The following is an 18,061-nucleotide window of genomic DNA, read 5'->3' as shown; positions in this document are numbered from 1 at the left end:
ACGACCGCTGGGCAGTTCGCCACCCGTTTTACGATCACGCGGGTGCCGAGGCGAAGTTGTGCGCACCGGTGGGGTGCCCGTACTTTCGCGGCATGGCATCGGTCGTCGTGGAGTTCTCGGCGCAGGAGCCGGAGAGGCTCGCGCGGTGGTGGGCCGACGTGCTCGGATGGCACCTCGACACGCGCACCGGGACCGTCGTTCAGCCGACCGGCCCCGGGGTGCCGCTGCGGTTCGTCGCGAGCGCCCGCGCCAAGACCCGGAAGAACGGCGTGCACCTGGATCTGCGCAGCGAGTCGCACGACGACCAGAACAGGATCGTGGAGCGGTTGTTCAACGCCGGTGCCCGGTTCGCCGACATCGACCAGAGCAGCGACGTGCCGTGGGTGGTGATGGCCGACGTCGAGGGCAACGAGCTGTGCGTGCTGGAACCCCGCAAGGTGTACGTCGACACCGGGCCGGTCGCCGCAGTCGCGATCGACACGTCGGACCCGCGCTCGGATGCCCGGACCATGGCGACGGCGACCGGTATGGAACTGGCGGGCGAACGTTGCGAGTTCGCGTCGCTGCGCCCGCCGTCCGGCGAAGGGCCGTTCCTGGAGTTCCTGGAGAGCGAGTCCGGACCGCAAGGCATGCTCCGCGTCCTCGTGGAGTAAACCCTCGGGGCCTCGGCTAGCCCTCGCGCCGGCGCAGGACTCCACAGTGGATGTTCCGATTCCACATTGCGCCAGCGAGCTGTAAAGCATGCCGGTTCCGCCAGAACATGCATGCGCCATTCTCGGGTCTCCTCGCTAGTCCTGGGCAAACTGATGCCTCGCTCCGTGCCGCAGGTTCCCTCGTGGTGCCAGCTTCGTGCATTGTGGATGGTGTCAGCGGCGGGCCGGTTCGATGATCTTGACCCCGTGGAGGCGGCGGACGAAGTCCGCGCCGAACGCCGTGGACGGGGTGTGAGCACCGGGCGCCGGGGGTTCCGCGCTCAGGGAGTGGACCGCCCGGAGCACCGCGTCCGCCGTGAGGTCGTAGGTGTCCGGGCCGATCAGGGCCGCCGTCACGCTCGTGCGGTCCGGTGCCGTCGCCTCCGCGTAGACCTCGACCCAGCTGCGCGAGCGGGTGGCCCGACCGGGGCCGCGCACGACCGCGCCGATCACCGCCTTCCCGAACCGCTGCACGACATGCGACCCCATCACGACCTGCGACAACCGGGTCGAACGACGGCCGGTCCGGTCAAGTCCGGGTAGGTGGGCGAAGGTGGTGATGTTGCCGATCCCGGTGCTGCGGTAGGCCGTGCTGACATCACCCCAGGGCAGCGAGGTGACCCGTCGCGGCCCGGACGGGAACGGGACCTCACGCCGACGCCACGCCAGCGGCACGGTGCGCACCTCGCCGTCCACGCGCGCCCTGCCGCCGAGCGCGGCGCCCTCCAGCGCGCTCTTCAGCGTTCCGCCGCTGATCCCGCCGCTGGTGTGGAAGGCGAGGTCCAGATGGGTCGCGGTGGGCAGGTCGGCTGCGACCATCGCGGCCAGGCAGTCGGTGGGCACCACGTCGAAGCCCGAGCCCGGCAGGAGCACCACACCGGCACGGCGAGCGTCCTCGTGACGAGCGAAAACCGCCTCGAAAACGTCGATCTCGCCAGTGATGTCGAGGTAGTGCGCGCCGGCTCGCAGGCAGCCTTCGACCATCGGCGCCGACGTCGCGGAAAACGGACCGGCGCAGTGCGCGACTACGTCGACGCCCCGCAGCCCGTCGGAGACCGCGTCGGGGTCGCCGAGGTCGAAGACCCGGTACGGTAGGCCCCTGGGCGTGGCGAAGGCCGCGATCTTCGCCGGGTCGCGACCGGCCAGCATCGGCCGCTGTCCGCGGTCGAGCGCCAGGTCTGCGACCAGCCGACCGGTGTAACCGCTCGCTCCGTAGATCATCCAGGTCATCGCGATCCTCCCGGGTAACACCGAACATCCTGGTAACGAACACCGCTGGGAACGGTCATGGGTTGCCCCGAGTTGTTCCGTTCACCCGACATCGCGAACCATGAAAGCCCCGGTCCCCTTGAGACCCGGCATACCCCGACCGGTGTTCAACTCGCCTGGTGGCCGAGAGCAACGGCGATAGCGGTGGCCGTGTGCCGGACCTGACCGAGGAGGCTGCCTAGCTCGGGCAGATCGGTGTCGGCACGCACAGTCGTCAGCGACACGGCCGCCAGGAGCTGCCCAGTGACGTCCGGGATCCCGACGCCGATGCAGTGCACCAGCGGCTCGAATTCGGCCTGGTCGGTGGCGTAGCCGAGCCGCGCGACCTCGGCCAGGTGGTCTCGGAACTCGGCTTCGCCGATGATGGTGCGCTCGGTGTAGCGGGTAAAGGCGTGCGCGGACAGCAGGCGATCCCGGTGGTCGGCCGGCAGCGCGGCCAGGATCACCTTGCTGGCGGCGGCGGTGTGCAGCGGCACCGCCCGTCCGATCCGCGACCACGTGCGGATCGACGCGGCGCCCTCGATCTTGTCGACGTAGACGATCCGGTCGTCCACCAACTGCGCCAGGTGCACCGTCGAGCGCGTGGCGTCCGCGAGCGAGATCAGGTGCGGCCGGGCGACCGCGCGCAGGTCCATCTCCTCCAGTACCTGATGGCCGAGCTCGACCAGCCGGAACCCGAGTCGGTAGCGGCCGTCCGGTCCGCGGGCGATCAGGCCGCCGTCGGCCAGCGGCTGCAGCATCCGCAGCGCGGTCGAGCCGTGCACCCCGAGCCCGCGCGCCAGTTCCGCGACGGTCTTGGGCTCCCCGGCGAGGGATTCGAGCACGTGGACCGCCTTGGCGACCGTCTTCGACATCCACACCCCCTCGATCGGGCTGCGATATTAACAGAAAGATTGCAAATATTGCAGAAAACGCGCGACGGCTGCCCGCCCGAGATCACCTGGACGCCGCGAACCGGCCGAAAACCGCGTTCAAAAAGGCGTCCAATCCATCGTCCGCCCCTGGCGTCCGGACAAACCGGCGCGGCAAACCTCCATCCTCGGAACCACTACTAATGACAAGCCTCACCCGGGTGAAAAACTGCGCTCCGACCAATTAAAAATTGACAGCCATCGTGGCGGGTGATCGACTCCGCGTTGTATCCGTCAGCAATTCGGTACACGGAAGAAGGCCCCGAATGCGACACTCGCCCGTCATGTTCAGCGCCGCGTTGACGCTCGCTGCGTTCGCGGTCGCGCCCGCCGCCCCCGCGGTCGCCGCCGAGTCCGCCCCCGCGTGCGCGCTGTTCGCCTACCAACCCACGCGCGCGGGCAACACCCTGACCGCCACCGGCGGGCGCACCGGTTGCCTGAACAGCGCGACGGTCACCGTGCGGATCGTCGTCGAGCAGAAGGACGCGACGCCCAAGGTGATCGGCGAGCTAGCTCAAAGCGGGACCGAGATCAACCTGGCCACGAAGGCACCGTGCAACTCCGGCGCGACGGTCAACGTGCACACCGAGACGATCAGCTCCACCGGCGCAATCGCCCACTCCCCGACGAGCACCTTCGAGAAGTGCTGACCCGGATCTGAACGGGACAGCCGCGGGGACTACACCCGGCCAGAAGCCCGCAGATCCTCCCTGCACCGCCTCGCACGGACCTCCCCGAAAGCGTGCACTCGAGGCCCTCCGGCGAGGCGGTGCCTTCTTTTTGCCGACTGGCGCAGGCGAAACAACTGCGATATCGGAACCACTCGCCTTCTCTCCCCCGCGAACCCACCTCCCAATTTCTACAGAACGGCAATTCCCGCGACCGCACATCGAGCGAGAAACAATTCCAGGTTCAACCAATTCTTTGGCGCCGGCGAACGTCCGGTTCGCCATTCCACCGATCTCCACGGCGGGCCGCGGGTCAGGCCTCAGCGAGCACCCGGCCCGGAGCGTCCGGGTCACAGCCCAGTCGGGGAAGCTGTGCGCGGACCGCTGCGCGAGTTCGGCCGAACTCCTCGGCCAACTCCCCGATCAATCGGCTCGCGGTCTCACCCACCGAACCCAGCCACCGCTCCCGGAGCCGCTCACCATCGAGCTCGGTCCACGGTCGACCGGCGTTGGGCGGGCGTGGTCGGCTCCGCCCTCGCCCAGCCGTCCAAGGCGCGTGCAGCGCGACCAGCCCGTCCAAGGTCTGGGCCAGGAACGCGTTCGCGTCGCCCAGCCCGTCGACGGCGATCAGCAGGTTGCCTTCGGCAACGACGCGGCCGTCGGCGTCCGCTCCGGTGAACGCCACCGCTACGGTGGCCAGCTGGTCCTCACTGGCCGGTTCGCGCTTGGCAGTGACTCCGTAGGTGTGTTGTCCGACTCGTACTTCGTTGCTGATATCCATGCCTCGAAGCTAAGAGCTGCAGCGGCGGAATCCCGGGAGTCAAGCATCGAACCGACGCGTGTCGGGACGACTTCTCGGTCGAGTGAGGCGTGACTCACACCGGAAGCCGGAACACCGCCTCGGGTCCGGCCGTTGAACAATCCGGTCAGTGCGCCCGTGTCCCCGGGCCTCAATCACCGTCTTCGCGCAATACCGTTCGGCTGGAGCCGCGTCGCGCCAATCGCCGCAGAGGCGACCGGCGCATCGGCCGCCAAGCGGAACGGACCCCCGGCCAAGGCCTGGGCGGGGAGCATTTCGACTCTTGGGCCTTCGCTCCACGTTCGAAACAGCCACCGCGTCAGCCAAATCTGGCCGTCGTCCTGAGCCGCTGCAAGCGGCGAAGCCGCTTAGCCCACCTACACAGCATTCACCGCCGCGGGTCCTCAGGCTGTGCCTTGCGGGATTGCGGAGTCGAGAAGGCCCGGTTGCGCCACCCGCACCGCTGAGAAGGGTGAGCCTCGAACGCGGCGGCTAGGCCAGGTGGAGCTGCAGCCGACCAGGAACGAAACGAGGTCGTCCCGCCACACGTCGGTGACCTCGGCGCGCTCCCCGGCCAGCTCGCCGTCCCCGTAGACCGTGTAAGCGGGCAGGTAAACGCTGCGCGGGCCTGCTCCTGCGACATCGCTTTCGGCTGCGTCATCGAAATCTCCCAGCCTCTGCCGTTGAAGCCGATCTGCTCTTTTTTACTGACGACTGCGCAGCCGCTCAGCCGCCCCCGCAACTCGCACCGCACGAACCGGGGATCCCGCGGACCGGGCAGCGCCTGAGGTCCTGCTATGCGCAACGAGCTTTGGCGCCGTTTCGCAACCGGAAGCGGATTCGCTGGCCTGGCCTGGCCTGCGCCGCCTTGTCCACGTCCGCCGCGGTGACCACCGCGATCACCGGGTAGCCGCCGGTCACCGGGTGGTCGGCGAGGAACAGCGTGGGGCGCGCCGACGGCGGCACCTGCAGCGCACCGGCGAATGCCTTCGCTGGGCAGTTTCTCGGTACGGCTGCGCTCCAACGCCGGTCCGTCCGGCCGCATGCCGATCCGGTTACTGTCCGGGGTGACCTCGTAGGGACGGCTGACCAGGGTGGCCAGGGCGTCGTCGGCGAACCAGTCGTGGCGCGGTCCGCGCTCCACGCGCAGCACGATCTCGTCGGCCGCGCACATCGCCACCGGGGCCACGTCCAGCAGCGGAAACCGCGCGGGTGCCGGACCGACCGGCAGCAGCGCGCCGGGGGTCAGCGGGTCCGGGCCAAGCCCGGCGAGCACGTCGGTGGCTCGAGAACCGAGCACCGGCGGCACGGCGATGCCGCCGCGCACCGCGAGGTAGCTGCGGAGTCCGCGGCCGGGCACGCCCATCCTCAGCTCGGCATCGGCCGCAGCACCGAGTTCACCGCCACCACCCGACCATCCACAGTGGTCGGACAGGGGGCGCCGGTCACCGCGGCGGTGAGGTCGCGGGTCGCACGGACCACGAGCCCGCCCAGCGTGACCTCGATGGCTGCCGCTCCCTGATCGTTGCCGACCAGCCGGTTGGCCAGCCGGAACGCGCCGCCGTCGGCCGCACCGGAGCGCCCCACGCCAATCCCGGCCAGGCCCGGCCGACCCAGGTCCTGGATCGTCGACAGCGGACCAGCGGCGAGGACTTCCAGGCAGCTCATGCGACCTCCCGGAACTGCACCCGCACGCCGGGTCGCAGCAGTGCCGGCGGTTCCCGGTCGACCCGCCAGATCTCCAGGTCGGTGCGCCCGATCACGCCGGGCGATTCGCGCGGGTAGATGCCGCTGAACGCGCCGGCGAGGCCGACGGACCCGGGCGGCACCTTGGTCCGCGACTCGGTGCGGCGCGGCACCACCAGCTCCGGCCCTCCGCCGGCGAGGTAGCCGAAACCGGGTGCGAACCCGCCGAAAGCGACCGTCCACTCCGCCCTCGTGCGCCGGTGCACGACCTCCCGCTCGGTCAGCCCGGTCAGCTCTGCGACCTCAGCCAGATCAGCGCCGTCGTAGACCACCGGCACCTGCAGCAGATCGCCGCTGGCGCGTACGCCGTTACGCGGCTCGACCGCACGCACCTCCGCCTCGACCGCCGCGGCGTTGGTTGACCACCTCGGATCCGAGGGTGAACCTTCTCACGGCCGACCGGGCGCTGCTGGACGGCACGAGCACGGTCGAGCGCGTCGCCGATGTGCTGCGGCAGCGCGTCATCGATGGCGCACTCGCCCCCGGCACCCGGCTGTCCGAGGAAAGCGCGGGCAAGGCGTTGGCGGTCTCCCGCAACACGCTGCGCGAGGCGTTCCGGCTGCTAATTCACGAGCGGCTGCTGGTGCACGAGTTCCACCGCGGCGTGTTCGTCCGGGTGCTCAGCGCCGACGACGTGATCGACCTCTACCGCATCCGCCGGCTGCTGGAGACCAGCGCGGTGCGCCGGGCAGGCGGGGCCGCGCAGGAGCTGGTGGCGGCCGTCGACGGCGCGGTGGCCGACGGCGAGCGCGCGGCCGAGGACGAGCGCTGGGGAGACGTCGGCACCGCGAACATGCGCTTCCACGAGGCGCTCGCGGCGCTGGCCGCCAGTCCCCGGGTGAACGAGACGATGCGGCAGCTGCTGGCCGAACTGCGCCTGGCGTTCCACGTGATGTCGCGCCCCGGGAGTTCCACGAGCCGCACCTGGAACTCAACCGGGAGATCGCGGACCTGATCACAACTTCAGGCGTCGCGGCTGCGGATCAGCCGGGATGAAAATGGTTCAATGGAAATCAACACGCTGGCTCCATTGAAACGCCGCATTCGGCATACCGGGGAGGGACCGGGTGGCGTGGGTCTAGGATCCTGGCGCGTGATGCCTCCGTTGAATGCTGTTGTGCAGGGCCATCGGCGACTTCTAGAGGTGCTTTCCGCGCTGCCCGACGATCAGGTCGCCGAACCGTCGCTGCTCCCCGGCTGGAGCCGGGGCCACGTGCTGGCCCACCTGGCCGATAACGCCCGCGCCTTCGCACGGGTCTCCGCGCTCGCGTTGCGCGGCGAACTCGTCGACGCCTACGAAGGCGGGCAGACCGAGCGCGACGCGATCATCGAAGGTCTCGCCGGCCGCAGCGCCGACGAGCACCGCGACTCCATCGCCCGGCTCTCGACCGCCCTGGAAGCGGTGTGGTCCCAGGCTGCGGCCAACGACTGGAAACGGCCGGTGCGGTTGCGCAACGGCGATCTGAGCGGACTCGTGCACATGCGGTGGCGGGAGGTCTGGATCCACCTGGTGGACCTCGACCTGGGCGTCGGCCCGCACGAGTGGAGCGGCGAATTCTCTTGCCACGTCGTCGATTTCCTGCTACCTCGGCTGCCGGACGGCTTCGCGCTGCGGCAGACCGACGGCCCGCGCCGGTGGCCGGCCGACGCGGAAGGCGCCGAGATCAGCGGCCGGGCTCGCGACCTGGCGGCCTGGCTCGCCGGCCGGACGCCGCAGCAGATCCCGACCGGCCCGCTCCCGGACCTCCTGGCCTGGCCCGCGCACCCCACGCCCATCCCCGACGAACCACGCCTACCCGCCCGGTGACCGGTCGGTCAGGCGAGCCCCGCGAACAGGTCGGATTCCCAGTCGTGGGGGCCAGTTCCGGGGCCTCGATCGCCGCGGACCAGCAGGTAGTGCTCCATCGCGAACTCCGGGCGGGCCACCATCTGGGCGAAGAACCCACCGTCATCGAGGTCGACCTGGCTGCGGTAGTGCCGCAGCGCGGCGATCTTGGCGGCGTGGAAGGCGCGGCCGTCGACCATCGCGGTCAGCTCCTCGTCGGGCACCGTGTACGGCTCGAAGCCCTCGACACCCGCCTCCTCGATGCGCTTGAGGACCGATCGCGGCAGAGTCGTCCAGTACACCTTCGGCACCTGCCACGGCTCGCCGAGTTCCGGCGCGTAGCCGGGGTCCGCCGCCGGGTCAAGGGAGGTCATCACCGCGCGGTGCGCACCGATGTGATCCGGGTGGCCGTAGCCACCGAACTCGTCGTAGGTGATCACCACGTGGGGCCGTTCCGCACGGAGGATCTCGACCATCGCACGGGTGACCTCGGCCGGATCGGCCTTCGCGAAGGCCCCGTCCACGCCGTTGCCCGCCTCGCCGGCCATGCCGCTGTCCCGCCAGCGCCCCGGGCCGCCGAGCCAGTGGTGCCGGACGTCGCCGTACTCGGCCAGCGCCGCGCGGATCTCCCCGCGCCGATACTCGCCCAGCGCGTCGGGATTTCCGCGCAGGTGCGCCAGATCATCGGCGATCACCTCGCCGAGCTCCCCGCTGGTGCAGGTCACCAACGACACCGATGCGTCATCCACGCAGTAACGGGCCATCGTGGCGCCGGTGGCGGTGGACTCGTCATCGGGGTGGGCGTGAACCAGCAGCAGGCGACGATCGCTCATGGGAACCGAGCCTAGCCACAGGCACCGACACCCGGCCGCCTCCGCCGACCAGGTCACATCCGGCCCGTTGCGAAATTCCGGCAATGTTCGCCTAGCGGTCAACCACTCCCGTGCCGGCGACTTCAACACCGCGGCAGAGGCGTCGGAGTCGTACCGGATCCTGACCGGCGGCGGCCTGGCCGACAGCTGGGCGACCACCGCCGAGCGGCTCACTCCCGCGTGGGGCACCTTCGCCGGCTACAACAAGCCGGTCGAGGGCAAGCGGATCGACTGGCTGCTGCACAACGGTCGCATCCGGGTGCTGAAGGCGGCGACCGACACCTACCGCAAGGACGGCTACTTCCCGTCCGACTACCTGCCGGTCCACGCGCTGCTCGAGCTCGCCTGCTCTGCAGGGACTGTTTCCAACCTCGTTTCGCGTGGCGGTGCGGGTAGCGGAACCTCGGGCGACGTTTGAGGTTCCGCGGCAGCGCAAGCTTCGAGGGCGGGCCAAGCGCCTCCAGCGTTTCAAAGATGAAGAACACACTCGTGGTGTTTTTGGTTGCTATGCATGATGTTCGAAATTCGTTCCGCAGCCCAGTGAACGGTGGCCCTACGGCAGTCGTGCCGGGTCTCGCGCGAAATCGCCCCAGCCACACAACCGTCACGCCGTTTCACCGCTTCGACAGCACCGGCTCGCCCAAACACAGCCCGGCACCACCACATCCAAAAGTAACCTCTAAAGCCAGAAGCGCTCCCGGGTCTGAGCGGATTCAGCACGATCCAGACCTGCCCGGGAGCGAACGGGATCGGCTCGCCGGCCGGCGTGGTGTAGGCGGTGCCGACCTCGGGAGCCGGGCGGGACCAGCGAGCCTCGAACGACAGGCCCTCGCGCAGCACCACCGCACGACCGCCCCCCACGGTCTCGGCGAACGGCGACATGTTGCCCACCACGTCCTGGAACGGCGAACCCGACACCGGGACTTCCTACAACACGACCGTGCTCGCGGCGAGGCGACCGCTGTCGGTCGCCGACGGCGATGCGCTGCGGCCTCTCGTCGACGAGTGCAGCGCCTCCCAGCTTCCGGGGTCTCCTGCTCCAGCGTCCAAAGTGCGCTGGAGGTCAGGCGCAGATCCGGCATTTCGTCCCGGACCGGCTCCGGGGACGTTGACACCGACCACGAGCCACAAATACGGTATATCAACCGTTGTTCGAAATATCAGACACGGAGCGGGCATGTCGAACATTCCGACCCTCATCCACCTGCGCGACGAGGACGATGTCGCCATCGCCGGCGTCGATCTGGGCGCAGGCACCGAGGCAAGGATCGGCGATCGCTGCGTGGCGCTGCGCGCGGACGTGCCGCGCGGGCACAAGGTGGCGGTCCACGACATCGCCGTGGGGAGCGAGGTGCGCCGGTACGGGCAGGTGATCGGCTTCGCCGGCCGGGACATCGCCGCAGGCGAGCACATCCACCTGCACAACCTGGAGTACCGCGAGTTCGAGCGCGCTTACGAGTTCGCCGTCGACGCGCGGCCCGAGCGGCTCCTGCCCGCCGACCAGCGCGCCATCTTCCAGGGCTACGTCCGCTCCGACGGCAAGGTCGGCACCCGCAACTACCTCGGCGTGCTTACCAGCGTCAACTGCTCGGCGACCGCCGCAAAGCTGATCGCCCAGCAGATGCGGTTCTCCGGCGTGCTTGAGGAATTCCCCAACGTGGACGGCGTCGTCGCGCTCACCCACGGCACCGGCTGCGGCATGGCGCCCGACGGCGAGGGCATCGACGTGCTGCGTCGCGTCATGCGCGGCTACCTGACGCACCCGAACTTCGCCGGATTCCTCGTTCTCGGCCTCGGCTGCGAGGACAACCAGATTGTCAAGCTCACCGAAGACGTGCAGCTGCGCAGCGGGCTGCCGGTGGTCACCGCCACCATCCAGGAACTCGGCGGCACCACCAAGACCGTCCGCGCCGGGGTCGGCCGGCTCACCGAACTGTTGCCCGAGGTCAACCAGGCCGAGCGCACCACCGTCCCGGCCAGCGAGCTCATCCTCGGCACCAACTGCGGCGGTTCTGACTCCTACTCCGGCATCAGCGCCAACCCAGCGCTTGGCGCCGCGGTCGACCGGCTCGTCGTCCACGGCGGCACCGGGATCGTCGGCGAAACGCCCGAGATCTACGGCACCGAGCACATGCTCGCCCGCCGCGCCGCCACCCGCGAGGTCGGCGAGAGGCTCCTGGACAAGATCTCCTGGTGGCAGGACTACACCGCCAAGAACGGCGGCTCGATGGACAACAACCCCTCTCCCGGCAACAAGGCCGGCGGGCTGACGACGATCCTGGAGAAGTCGCTCGGCGCGGTCGCGAAGGGCGGCACCACCACGCTGCGCGACGTCGTCGACTACGCCGCCCCCGTCACCAGCAAGGGCTTCGTGTTCATGGACACGCCCGGCTACGACCCGGTGTCGGTGACCGGCATCGTGGCGGGCGGCGCCAACGTCGTCTGCTTCACCACAGGTCGAGGATCGGCATTCGGCTGCTCCCCCGTGCCCAGCCTCAAGCTCGCCACCAACACCCCGCTGTACGAGCACATGAGCGAGGACATGGACATCAACGCTGGCAGCATCATCGACGGCGAGACCACCGTCGAGGCCCTCGGTGAGCAGATCTTCGAGCACGTCTTGCGGGTGGCATCCGGCGAGCACACCAAGAGCGAAGACCTCGGCTACGGCGAAGAGGAATTCGTCCCGTGGCACCTCGGCACGGTCATGTGACCAGCGGTTTCGCATGTCCGGGGTCGTGAGTCCGTTGGGTCGCCATAGCAGCGCCCGAAATACTCAAGACCCCGTCGAACCGGCTGATCAGCGATATCTCGTCGCACTGTTGAGCCTTACTCGACGCGCTTCGCGGCGGCTAGCTTCGAATTACCGCAGTCGGGCGGGCGCGAGCAGCAGTACTGGCTCGACAGCGACTACGCCCAGTGATCGACGCGTTGCGGCACAGCGGCGAGCTGGCGGACATCGCCGCGGAATTGCAGCGCAGTGTCGGTGCGGTCGAAGGCAAGCTCAAGTACCTGGTCCCGGGCGATGCCGTGCGCGGCGCGCGGGCTCGGGAAAAGCTGGTTGCGCGCGAAGCTCGCCGAAGAACCCGACTACGACTGGCGTGCCGTCGTGCTGCGGAACTACGCCGCCGAGGAACGACGGTACTGGACCGCGACCGATGAACGTGAGCTCATCGCGGGCTGGCGGCGGCGGACGTTTCTCCCCGCTCTCGCGGAAGAACTGCCGCGCATCGGATTTCCAGGTGACGCGGCAACTCTGCCGCCTCGGGCTGGCCGCGTCGTAGACCGAGGTCGTCGAGCATCTCGGCGCCGCGCCTGGCAGCACCACCGAGGTCCGCGCCCGGATGAACGTCGACCGGGCCGCGGCGGCGGTGTGGGTGCTCGTGGTGGACGGCGAAGGCACGCGCATCCCGCTGTTCGACGGGCAACGCCGGCACATCTGCTTGCACGCCAGCTTCGACGACGTACAACAGCGCCTGGACCAGCTGCTCCGCCAGGCCGGTCGCCACAACCGCGACGAACTCCGATTTAGCCTCGCCGAACGGACCCTCGGCGAGGACACCTACGGCGCCACCCACCACGATCTGACCCGCCCACCGATCGCGAGCTGGGCGCCTCGCCGCCCGCGGCGGAAACCGGTTGCGGCGGACATACATAAGCCGGGGATCCCGGAGTCCAGGCGGCATCTGAGGTTCCGTTGCCCGCACCGCCACGCCAGGACGAGCCTGGGAACAGTCTTCAGCGGCGGCCGCGTTGCCAGGAGTCGAGCGCGATCAGGGTCTTGGTGCTGGTGACCCGGTGGCTGCGGCGGATCTCGTCGATGGTGCGCTGCAGGTGCGCCATGTCGCGGACGCGCAGCCACACCAGCGCGTCGGGGTCGCCCGCGATGGTGAACACCGCCTGCGCCTCGGGCATCCGGGTCGTCGTCTGGATGATCTCGTCCACGCCGCTGGTGCCCAGGAACCGCAGCTCGATGAACGCTTCCACGCCCCAACCGAGCTTCGCGTGATCGACCTGCACGGTGTAGCCAAGGATCACCCCGAGCTCCTGCAGCCGGTCGATCCGCCGCTTCACGGCCGCCGTCGACAGCGTCACCCGGGTCGCGATGTCCGACAGCGTCCGCCGCGCGTCCTCGCGCAGCAGCCCAAGGATTTCGTGATCTGTCGCATCGAGCGTCGCTTCGGCCATGGGCAGCGATGGTACGCAAAATTCGGGCGCGCAAAAGCCGCTGGGCGGCCGAAGTTTGCGTGCTGACCACCGTTTCGGGTCGCGGTGTTGTGCACAACGCCCGCCTTCGGTTGAAGTGGCGTCGATCACGGCCTGCGGGCCTGCGACACAAGGAGTTCGACATGGCCGCCTTCACCCTGGACGACCGCTACCTCCAGGAATCGGGCACCGTCTACGTGACCGGGGTGCAGGCCCTGGTGCGGCTGCTGTTCGACCGGATCCGCCACGACCGCCGCGCCGGGCACCGCACCGCGGCGTTCGTCTCCGGTTACGAGGGCTCGCCGCTGGCCGGGTTCGACCTGGAGCTGGCCCGCCGATCGAAGCTGCTCGCCGACCACGACGTGGTCCACCGGCCGGGCCTGAACGAGGAGCTGGCCGCGACGTCGGTGATGGGCAGCCAGCTCACCGAAGGCCTCGGCACGCAGCGCCCCGACGGGGTGGTGGGCGTCTGGTACGGCAAGGCGCCGGGCCTGGACCGGGCCAGCGACGCTCTGCGCCACGCCAACCTCGCGGGGGCGAGCCCGCGCGGCGGCGCGGTCGCGCTCGTCGGCGACGACCCGAACGCGAAGTCCTCGACGGTTCCGGCGGCCTCGGAGGCGGCGCTCGCGGACCTGGCGATGCCGGTGTTCTTCCCGGCGGACTCGCAGGACCTGCTCGATTTCGGTCTGCACGCGGTGGAGCTGTCGCGGGCCAGCGGGTTGTGGACGTCGCTGAAGATAGTCGCCAACGTGGCGGACGCGGCCGGGACAGCGGTCGTGGCGCCGACCTGGAGCGCCCCCGAGATCCCGGCCGAGTTGAAGCCGTACTCGCACCGCCCCAGCGCGCGCCTGCTCGGCGCCGAGCTCGCCGGGTTGGAGCACAGCCTGCACAACCTCCGCCTGCCGCTGGCGGTCGAGTACCTCCGGCGCAGTGGCGTGAACCAGGTGGTGCGCTCAGGCCCGGCGGACTGGATCGGCATCGCGGCGGCCGGGAAATCCTATTTGGACATCCGGCAGGCGCTGCGCGCGCTCGGCGTCGACGACGCGGGGCTGGCCCGGTACGGGATCCGGCTGCTCAAGCTCGGCGCGATCTATCCGCTCGACCCGCAGCTCATCCGGGACTTCGCGACCGGTTTGAGCGAGATCGTGGTGGTCGAGGAAAAGCGCTCGTTCCTCGAAACGGCGATCAAGGAGATTCTCTACGGTCGCCCAGACGCCCCGGCCGTCCACGGCAAGAAGGGACCGGACGGCGGCACCCTGTTCACCGAACTCGGCGAGCTCGACCCGGACCGCATCGCCAAGGGCCTGGCCGGGCGCCTGACCGCGCACGGCGAGGTGGAGCCGATCAACGCCTGGCGGCAGCGCCGCCGTCGCGAACGCATCGCCGTGCCGCTGCTGGCACGCACGCCGTACTTCTGCTCGGGCTGCCCGCACAACTCGTCGACGAAGGTGCCGGAAGGCACCGTGGTGGGTGCCGGGATCGGCTGCCACACGATGGCGCTGTTCATGGACGCCGACCAGGTCGGCGACGTCGTGGGCATCACGCAGATGGGCGGCGAGGGCACCCAGTGGATCGGTATGTCGCCGTTCGTCGGCACCGAGCACTTCGTGCAGAACATCGGCGACGGCACCTTCACGCACTCCGGCAGCCTCGCCGTGCGCGCGGCGGTCGCCGCCGGGGTCAACATCACCTACAAGCTGCTGCACAACTCCACGGTGGCGATGACCGGAGGCCAGGACGCGGTGGGCGCGCTCCCACTGGCGCGGCTGGCGGAAATGCTGCTACTGGAAGGTGTCGCCAAGGTCATCGTCACCAGCGACGCGCCTAAGCGGTTGAGCGGCAAGCTTCCCCGGGGAGTCGAGATCCGGCATCGCGATGACCTGCTGCGCGCACAGGAAGAACTGGCCACCGTACCCGGGGTCACGGTGATCGTCCACGACCAGGAATGCGCGGCCGAGAAGCGCCGCAAGCGCCGCCGGGGCAAGCAGCCCACACCGGCGCAGAAGGTGCTGATCAACGAGCGGGTTTGTGAGGGCTGCGGGGATTGCGGCGCCAAGTCCAACTGCCTGTCCGTGCAGCCCGTCGCCACCGAGTTCGGCCGCAAGACGCAGATCCACCAGTCCTCGTGCAACGTCGACTACTCCTGCCTGGCGGGCGACTGCCCGTCGTTTTTGACCGTGGTGCCCAGCGGCCGCACGGCCCGCCGCGAGATCCGCGAGGTCAGCGCCGGCGAGCTGCCTGAGCCGGAGCACGGCGCGGGCGACTTCACCGTCCGTATCACCGGCATCGGCGGCACCGGCGTCGTCACCGTCACGCAGATCCTCGCGACGGCGGCGGTGATCGACGGTCGGCAGGTCCGCACGCTCGACCAGATCGGCCTCGCGCAGAAGGGCGGCGCGGTCGTCTCCGACCTCAAGATCACCGCGCAACCCGTTGCGCAGGCGCCAAAACTGGCCGCCGGCGAATGCGACCTGTACCTGGGTTGCGACCTGCTGGTGGCGGCCGACCCGGTGCACCTCGCTGCGGCTGACGCCGGCCGGACGACGGCGGTGGTGTCCACCACCGAGGTTCCGACCGGCCGGATGGTCGTGGACACCGCCGTCTCGTTCCCGGTGCAGTCGGGCATCCGGTCCGCCCTCGACGACGCGACCGCGCGGGCGTTCTACCTGGATGCGCGCGGTCTTGCCGAGAAGCTGTTCGACGACGACCAGTTCGCCAACATCCTGCAGCTCGGCGCGGCGTACCAGGCCGGTTCGCTGCAGCTGTCGGCGGAGTGCATCGAGCGGGCGATCGAGCTGAACGGAACTGCGGTGGCGGCCAACATCCAGGCGTTCCGCCGCGGCCGCCAGGCGATCGCGGACCCCGACGCGCTGCAGGCCGAGATCACTCCGCCGCCGGCGAAGCCCCGCGAGCCCAGCACCGCGGCGCGCCGGGTACGGGGGCTGGTCAAGGCCGCGGAGGGCTCGGAACTGGCGCGGCTGCTGGACATCCGGATTCCGGACCTCATCGACTACCACGACGAGGACTACGCGCGGACGTACGCGGAGTTCGTCGAGGAGGTGCGTGGGCGCGGAGTCGCTTCGGTGACCGAAGCGGTGGCACGCAACCTCTACAAGCTAATGGCCTACAAGGACGAGTACGAGGTCGCCCGGCTCTCGCTCGACGAGAAGCTGCTGGCCGACATCGTTGCCCAGTTCGGCGCTGGCTCCCGGTTCGCCTTCCGGCTGCACCCACCGGTGCTGCGCGCGCTCGGCATGAACCGGAAGATCAGCCTCGGCCCCTGGTTCCGCCACGTGCTGCGCCTGCTGCGCGCGGCTCGGAAGGTCCGCGGCACCCGCCTGGACCCGTTCGGCTACGCCAAGGTCCGCCGCGTCGAGCGAGAACTGATCGACGAGTACCGGAAGATGATCGCGGCGGCGCTGGCAACGCCGGACCACCCGGCGCTCCTGGAACTCGCGGAGCTTCCGGACATGGTCCGCGGCTACGAGGAGATCAAGCTCGCGAACGTCGCGGCCTACCGCGAACGCCAGTCGCAACTGATGAAGTCGCTGGAGGCCAAGCCGGTAGGCGCCGCATCGTGAGAAGGGGAGTCTCCCGCCCGGCGGGAGACTCCCCCAATTCCGCAGTGGCGCTGCCCAGCGCATCGGACGCGCCACTGCGGTGCCGGAAGCCCACCTAGGACTGTCCACAATGGCGAGTCGTGGAGCAGGTCAGCTCGGCGGCCGGATGCTGACCACCTCGACCCGGGTTTTGCCTTCCGGGCTCGGGAAATCGACCGTCTCCCCCGCGCGACTGCCGGCCAGCGCCAGCCCCAGCGGGCTGTCGGAGGTCAGCGAGGTGTCCTCCGCGCCCGGTGGGATCTCCTCCGGGATGGCCACCACCCGGAAGTCCTGCGTCGTGCCGTCGGGCAGCCGCAAGCTCACTTCGGTACCGGGCTCCAGTCCCTCGAAGTCGGGCTGCCCACCGGCCATCAGTCCCTCCAGCTCGGCGATGCGGTCGTCGATCGCGACGAGCTCATCGCCGCCCTGCAACTCCTGCGCGGCGTCGCCGCGGTCCCCAGGGTCGTCGCTGCGCCTCAACTCGTCGACCAGCTGCTGCCGTCGCGCGCGCAACGTGCGGATCTCCTCGGTCAACCGAGCCCGACCCACCGCCGATTCCTCGCCACCCATGACTCGATCCTTCCGCCCGTAGACGACCGCCTACCGAACTGATGCCCGAGCTGGGTCGGCACGAAACCGGCGGCTGGGCCGGTGAATCATTTCTTCATCTTCACGACAGCGGCGAGCAAGGCGGCGATGTTGGCCTCGGCGGCGGCCTTGTCGATACCGAGCCCGGAGAGGACACCGTTGCCGTCCTCGTTTTCCAGCAGCGCGAGCAGGATGTGCTCGGTGCCGATGTAGTTGTGCCCGAGCCGCAGCGCCTCCCGGAAGGTGAGCTCCAGCACCTTCCGCGCCGACCCGTCGAACGGGATGATCTGCGGCGCCTCGTCGGCCGCTGACGGGAGCGCGGCGGTCACGGCCTCCCGGACGACCTCCAGCGTCACACCTTGCGCGACGATCACCTTCGCCGCGATCCCATCGGGCTCGCCGAGCAGACCCAGCGCCAAGTGCTCGGGCAGGATCTCGGCGTTGCCCGCCTCGCGCGCCGCGTTCTGCGCCAGCACCACGACATTGCGGGCCCGAGGGGTGAACCGGCCGAACCCCTGGCTGGGGTCGAAACCCGCTGCGTCGCCCTTCGGCACGAACCGCTTCTGCGCGGCCTGCTTCGAGACGCCCATGCTCTTCCCGATCTCGGTCCAGGAAGCGCCCGAACGCCGGGCCTGGTCGACGAAGTGCCCGATCAGGTGGTCCGCGACCTCCCCGAGGTGCTCGGCCGCGATGACGGCGTCGGTGAGCTGGTCGAGGGCGTCGCCGTGCGCCTTCTTGATGGACTGGATCAGGTCGTCGAGCCGAACCTGACCGGAGAACTCAACTGAATCAGCCATTGGTAGTCAGGGGCGCGGTGTCCCGAAGGACCCGGTTCCCCATCCCCCTTTCAATCCGTACGTGCGGTTTTCCCGCATACGGCTTACCG

General features: G+C 69.6%; 17 protein-coding genes and 3 pseudogenes. 8 read left to right on the top strand and 12 right to left on the bottom strand.

Features of this window, described 5'->3' with window-relative positions; translation table 11 throughout:
* The first annotated feature begins 92 nt into the window (after window positions 1-92).
* Window positions 93-653, top strand: coding sequence for a VOC family protein (locus ACWDKQ_RS23540; RefSeq protein ID WP_450140911.1), 561 nt, complete (start codon window positions 93-95; stop codon window positions 651-653).
* 213 nt (window positions 654-866) lie between these two features.
* Here the strand turns inward: ACWDKQ_RS23540 and ACWDKQ_RS23535 are convergent, their stop codons facing one another.
* Both ACWDKQ_RS23535 and ACWDKQ_RS23530 read right to left on the bottom strand, forming a co-directional pair.
* Complete coding sequence (locus ACWDKQ_RS23535; protein WP_450140910.1) at window positions 867-1,922, bottom strand: saccharopine dehydrogenase family protein; 1,056 nt, start codon at window positions 1,920-1,922, stop codon at window positions 867-869.
* Window positions 1,923-2,068: 146 nt separating this feature from the next.
* Window positions 2,069-2,815, bottom strand: coding sequence for an IclR family transcriptional regulator (locus tag ACWDKQ_RS23530; RefSeq protein WP_450140909.1), 747 nt, complete (start codon window positions 2,813-2,815; stop codon window positions 2,069-2,071).
* A 323-nt stretch (window positions 2,816-3,138) separates the two neighbouring features.
* On the opposite strand from ACWDKQ_RS23530, the gene ACWDKQ_RS23525 reads away from it, so the two are divergent.
* On the top strand, window positions 3,139-3,522 hold the full coding sequence (locus ACWDKQ_RS23525) for a hypothetical protein (RefSeq protein ID WP_450140908.1): 384 nt from the start codon (window positions 3,139-3,141) through the stop codon (window positions 3,520-3,522).
* A gap of 331 nt (window positions 3,523-3,853) precedes the next feature.
* Here ACWDKQ_RS23525 and ACWDKQ_RS23520 read toward each other — a convergent pair whose 3' ends face one another.
* The 4 genes and pseudogenes from ACWDKQ_RS23520 to ACWDKQ_RS23505 all read right to left on the bottom strand — a co-directional run bounded on the left by ACWDKQ_RS23520 (window position 3,854) and on the right by ACWDKQ_RS23505 (window position 6,417).
* A complete protein-coding gene (locus ACWDKQ_RS23520; protein ID WP_450140907.1) occupies window positions 3,854-4,321 on the bottom strand; it encodes a hypothetical protein in 468 nt (155 codons plus the stop codon).
* Between the two features lie 515 nt (window positions 4,322-4,836).
* Window positions 4,837-4,971 (bottom strand): annotated as a pseudogene (locus ACWDKQ_RS23515) (DUF1445 domain-containing protein); the annotation flags it as partial.
* Window positions 4,972-5,134: 163 nt separating this feature from the next.
* Window positions 5,135-6,007 (bottom strand): annotated as a pseudogene (locus ACWDKQ_RS23510) (5-oxoprolinase subunit C family protein).
* Window positions 6,004-6,417: a 5-oxoprolinase subunit B family protein gene (locus ACWDKQ_RS23505; RefSeq protein ID WP_450140906.1), complete on the bottom strand. Its 414-nt coding sequence runs from the start codon at window positions 6,415-6,417 to the stop codon at window positions 6,004-6,006. Before ACWDKQ_RS23505 ends, ACWDKQ_RS23510 begins: the two are co-directional and overlap by 4 nt.
* A gap of 26 nt (window positions 6,418-6,443) precedes the next feature.
* Here ACWDKQ_RS23505 and ACWDKQ_RS23500 point away from each other — a divergent pair.
* A pseudogene (locus tag ACWDKQ_RS23500) lies at window positions 6,444-7,069 on the top strand (GntR family transcriptional regulator); the annotation flags it as partial.
* 112 nt (window positions 7,070-7,181) lie between these two features.
* Window positions 7,182-7,892, top strand: a complete 711-nt coding sequence (locus ACWDKQ_RS23495) for a maleylpyruvate isomerase family mycothiol-dependent enzyme (protein WP_450140927.1) — start codon at window positions 7,182-7,184, stop codon at window positions 7,890-7,892.
* A gap of 8 nt (window positions 7,893-7,900) precedes the next feature.
* Here the strand turns inward: ACWDKQ_RS23495 and mshB are convergent, their stop codons facing one another.
* Complete coding sequence (gene mshB / locus ACWDKQ_RS23490; protein ID WP_450140926.1) at window positions 7,901-8,725, bottom strand: N-acetyl-1-D-myo-inositol-2-amino-2-deoxy-alpha-D-glucopyranoside deacetylase; 825 nt, start codon at window positions 8,723-8,725, stop codon at window positions 7,901-7,903.
* A 16-nt stretch (window positions 8,726-8,741) separates the two neighbouring features.
* Here mshB and ACWDKQ_RS23485 point away from each other — a divergent pair, with 16 nt between their 5' ends.
* Window positions 8,742-9,200, top strand: coding sequence for an endonuclease/exonuclease/phosphatase family protein (locus ACWDKQ_RS23485; RefSeq protein ID WP_450140905.1), 459 nt, complete (start codon window positions 8,742-8,744; stop codon window positions 9,198-9,200).
* A gap of 50 nt (window positions 9,201-9,250) precedes the next feature.
* Here ACWDKQ_RS23485 and ACWDKQ_RS23480 read toward each other — a convergent pair whose 3' ends face one another.
* Window positions 9,251-9,700, bottom strand: coding sequence for a DUF3048 C-terminal domain-containing protein (locus ACWDKQ_RS23480; RefSeq protein WP_450140904.1), 450 nt, complete (start codon window positions 9,698-9,700; stop codon window positions 9,251-9,253).
* A 259-nt stretch (window positions 9,701-9,959) separates the two neighbouring features.
* Here ACWDKQ_RS23480 and ACWDKQ_RS23475 point away from each other — a divergent pair, with 259 nt between their 5' ends.
* Window positions 9,960-11,495 carry a UxaA family hydrolase gene (locus tag ACWDKQ_RS23475; RefSeq protein ID WP_450140903.1) on the top strand — a complete coding sequence of 512 codons (1,536 nt, stop codon included), beginning with the start codon at window positions 9,960-9,962 and terminating at the stop codon, window positions 11,493-11,495.
* 206 nt (window positions 11,496-11,701) lie between these two features.
* Entirely contained in the window at window positions 11,702-11,944 is a 243-nt protein-coding gene (locus tag ACWDKQ_RS23470; RefSeq protein WP_450140902.1) for a hypothetical protein, read from the top strand.
* A gap of 8 nt (window positions 11,945-11,952) precedes the next feature.
* Here ACWDKQ_RS23470 and ACWDKQ_RS23465 read toward each other — a convergent pair whose 3' ends face one another.
* Together ACWDKQ_RS23465 and ACWDKQ_RS23460 are read right to left on the bottom strand one after the other, a co-directional pair.
* The gene (locus ACWDKQ_RS23465) at window positions 11,953-12,468 is read right to left on the bottom strand and encodes a hypothetical protein (RefSeq protein ID WP_450140901.1); all 516 of its coding nucleotides are present in this window, start codon (window positions 12,466-12,468) and stop codon (window positions 11,953-11,955) included.
* A 52-nt stretch (window positions 12,469-12,520) separates the two neighbouring features.
* Window positions 12,521-12,970, bottom strand: coding sequence for an Lrp/AsnC family transcriptional regulator (locus ACWDKQ_RS23460; protein WP_450140900.1), 450 nt, complete (start codon window positions 12,968-12,970; stop codon window positions 12,521-12,523).
* Window positions 12,971-13,131: 161 nt separating this feature from the next.
* Between ACWDKQ_RS23460 and ACWDKQ_RS23455 the strand changes: the two genes are divergently transcribed.
* Entirely contained in the window at window positions 13,132-16,569 is a 3,438-nt protein-coding gene (locus ACWDKQ_RS23455) for an indolepyruvate ferredoxin oxidoreductase family protein (RefSeq protein WP_450140899.1), read from the top strand.
* Between the two features lie 129 nt (window positions 16,570-16,698).
* Here ACWDKQ_RS23455 and ACWDKQ_RS23450 read toward each other — a convergent pair whose 3' ends face one another.
* On the bottom strand, window positions 16,699-17,157 hold the full coding sequence (locus tag ACWDKQ_RS23450; protein ID WP_450140898.1) for a GreA/GreB family elongation factor: 459 nt from the start codon (window positions 17,155-17,157) through the stop codon (window positions 16,699-16,701).
* A gap of 86 nt (window positions 17,158-17,243) precedes the next feature.
* Window positions 17,244-17,972, bottom strand: a complete 729-nt coding sequence (locus ACWDKQ_RS23445; RefSeq protein WP_450140897.1) for a Clp protease N-terminal domain-containing protein — start codon at window positions 17,970-17,972, stop codon at window positions 17,244-17,246.
* Window positions 17,973-18,061 lie beyond the last annotated feature (89 nt).

The organism is Saccharopolyspora sp. NPDC000995 (assembly GCF_053599315.1).
This window is presented reverse-complemented; position numbering and strand designations above follow the sequence as displayed.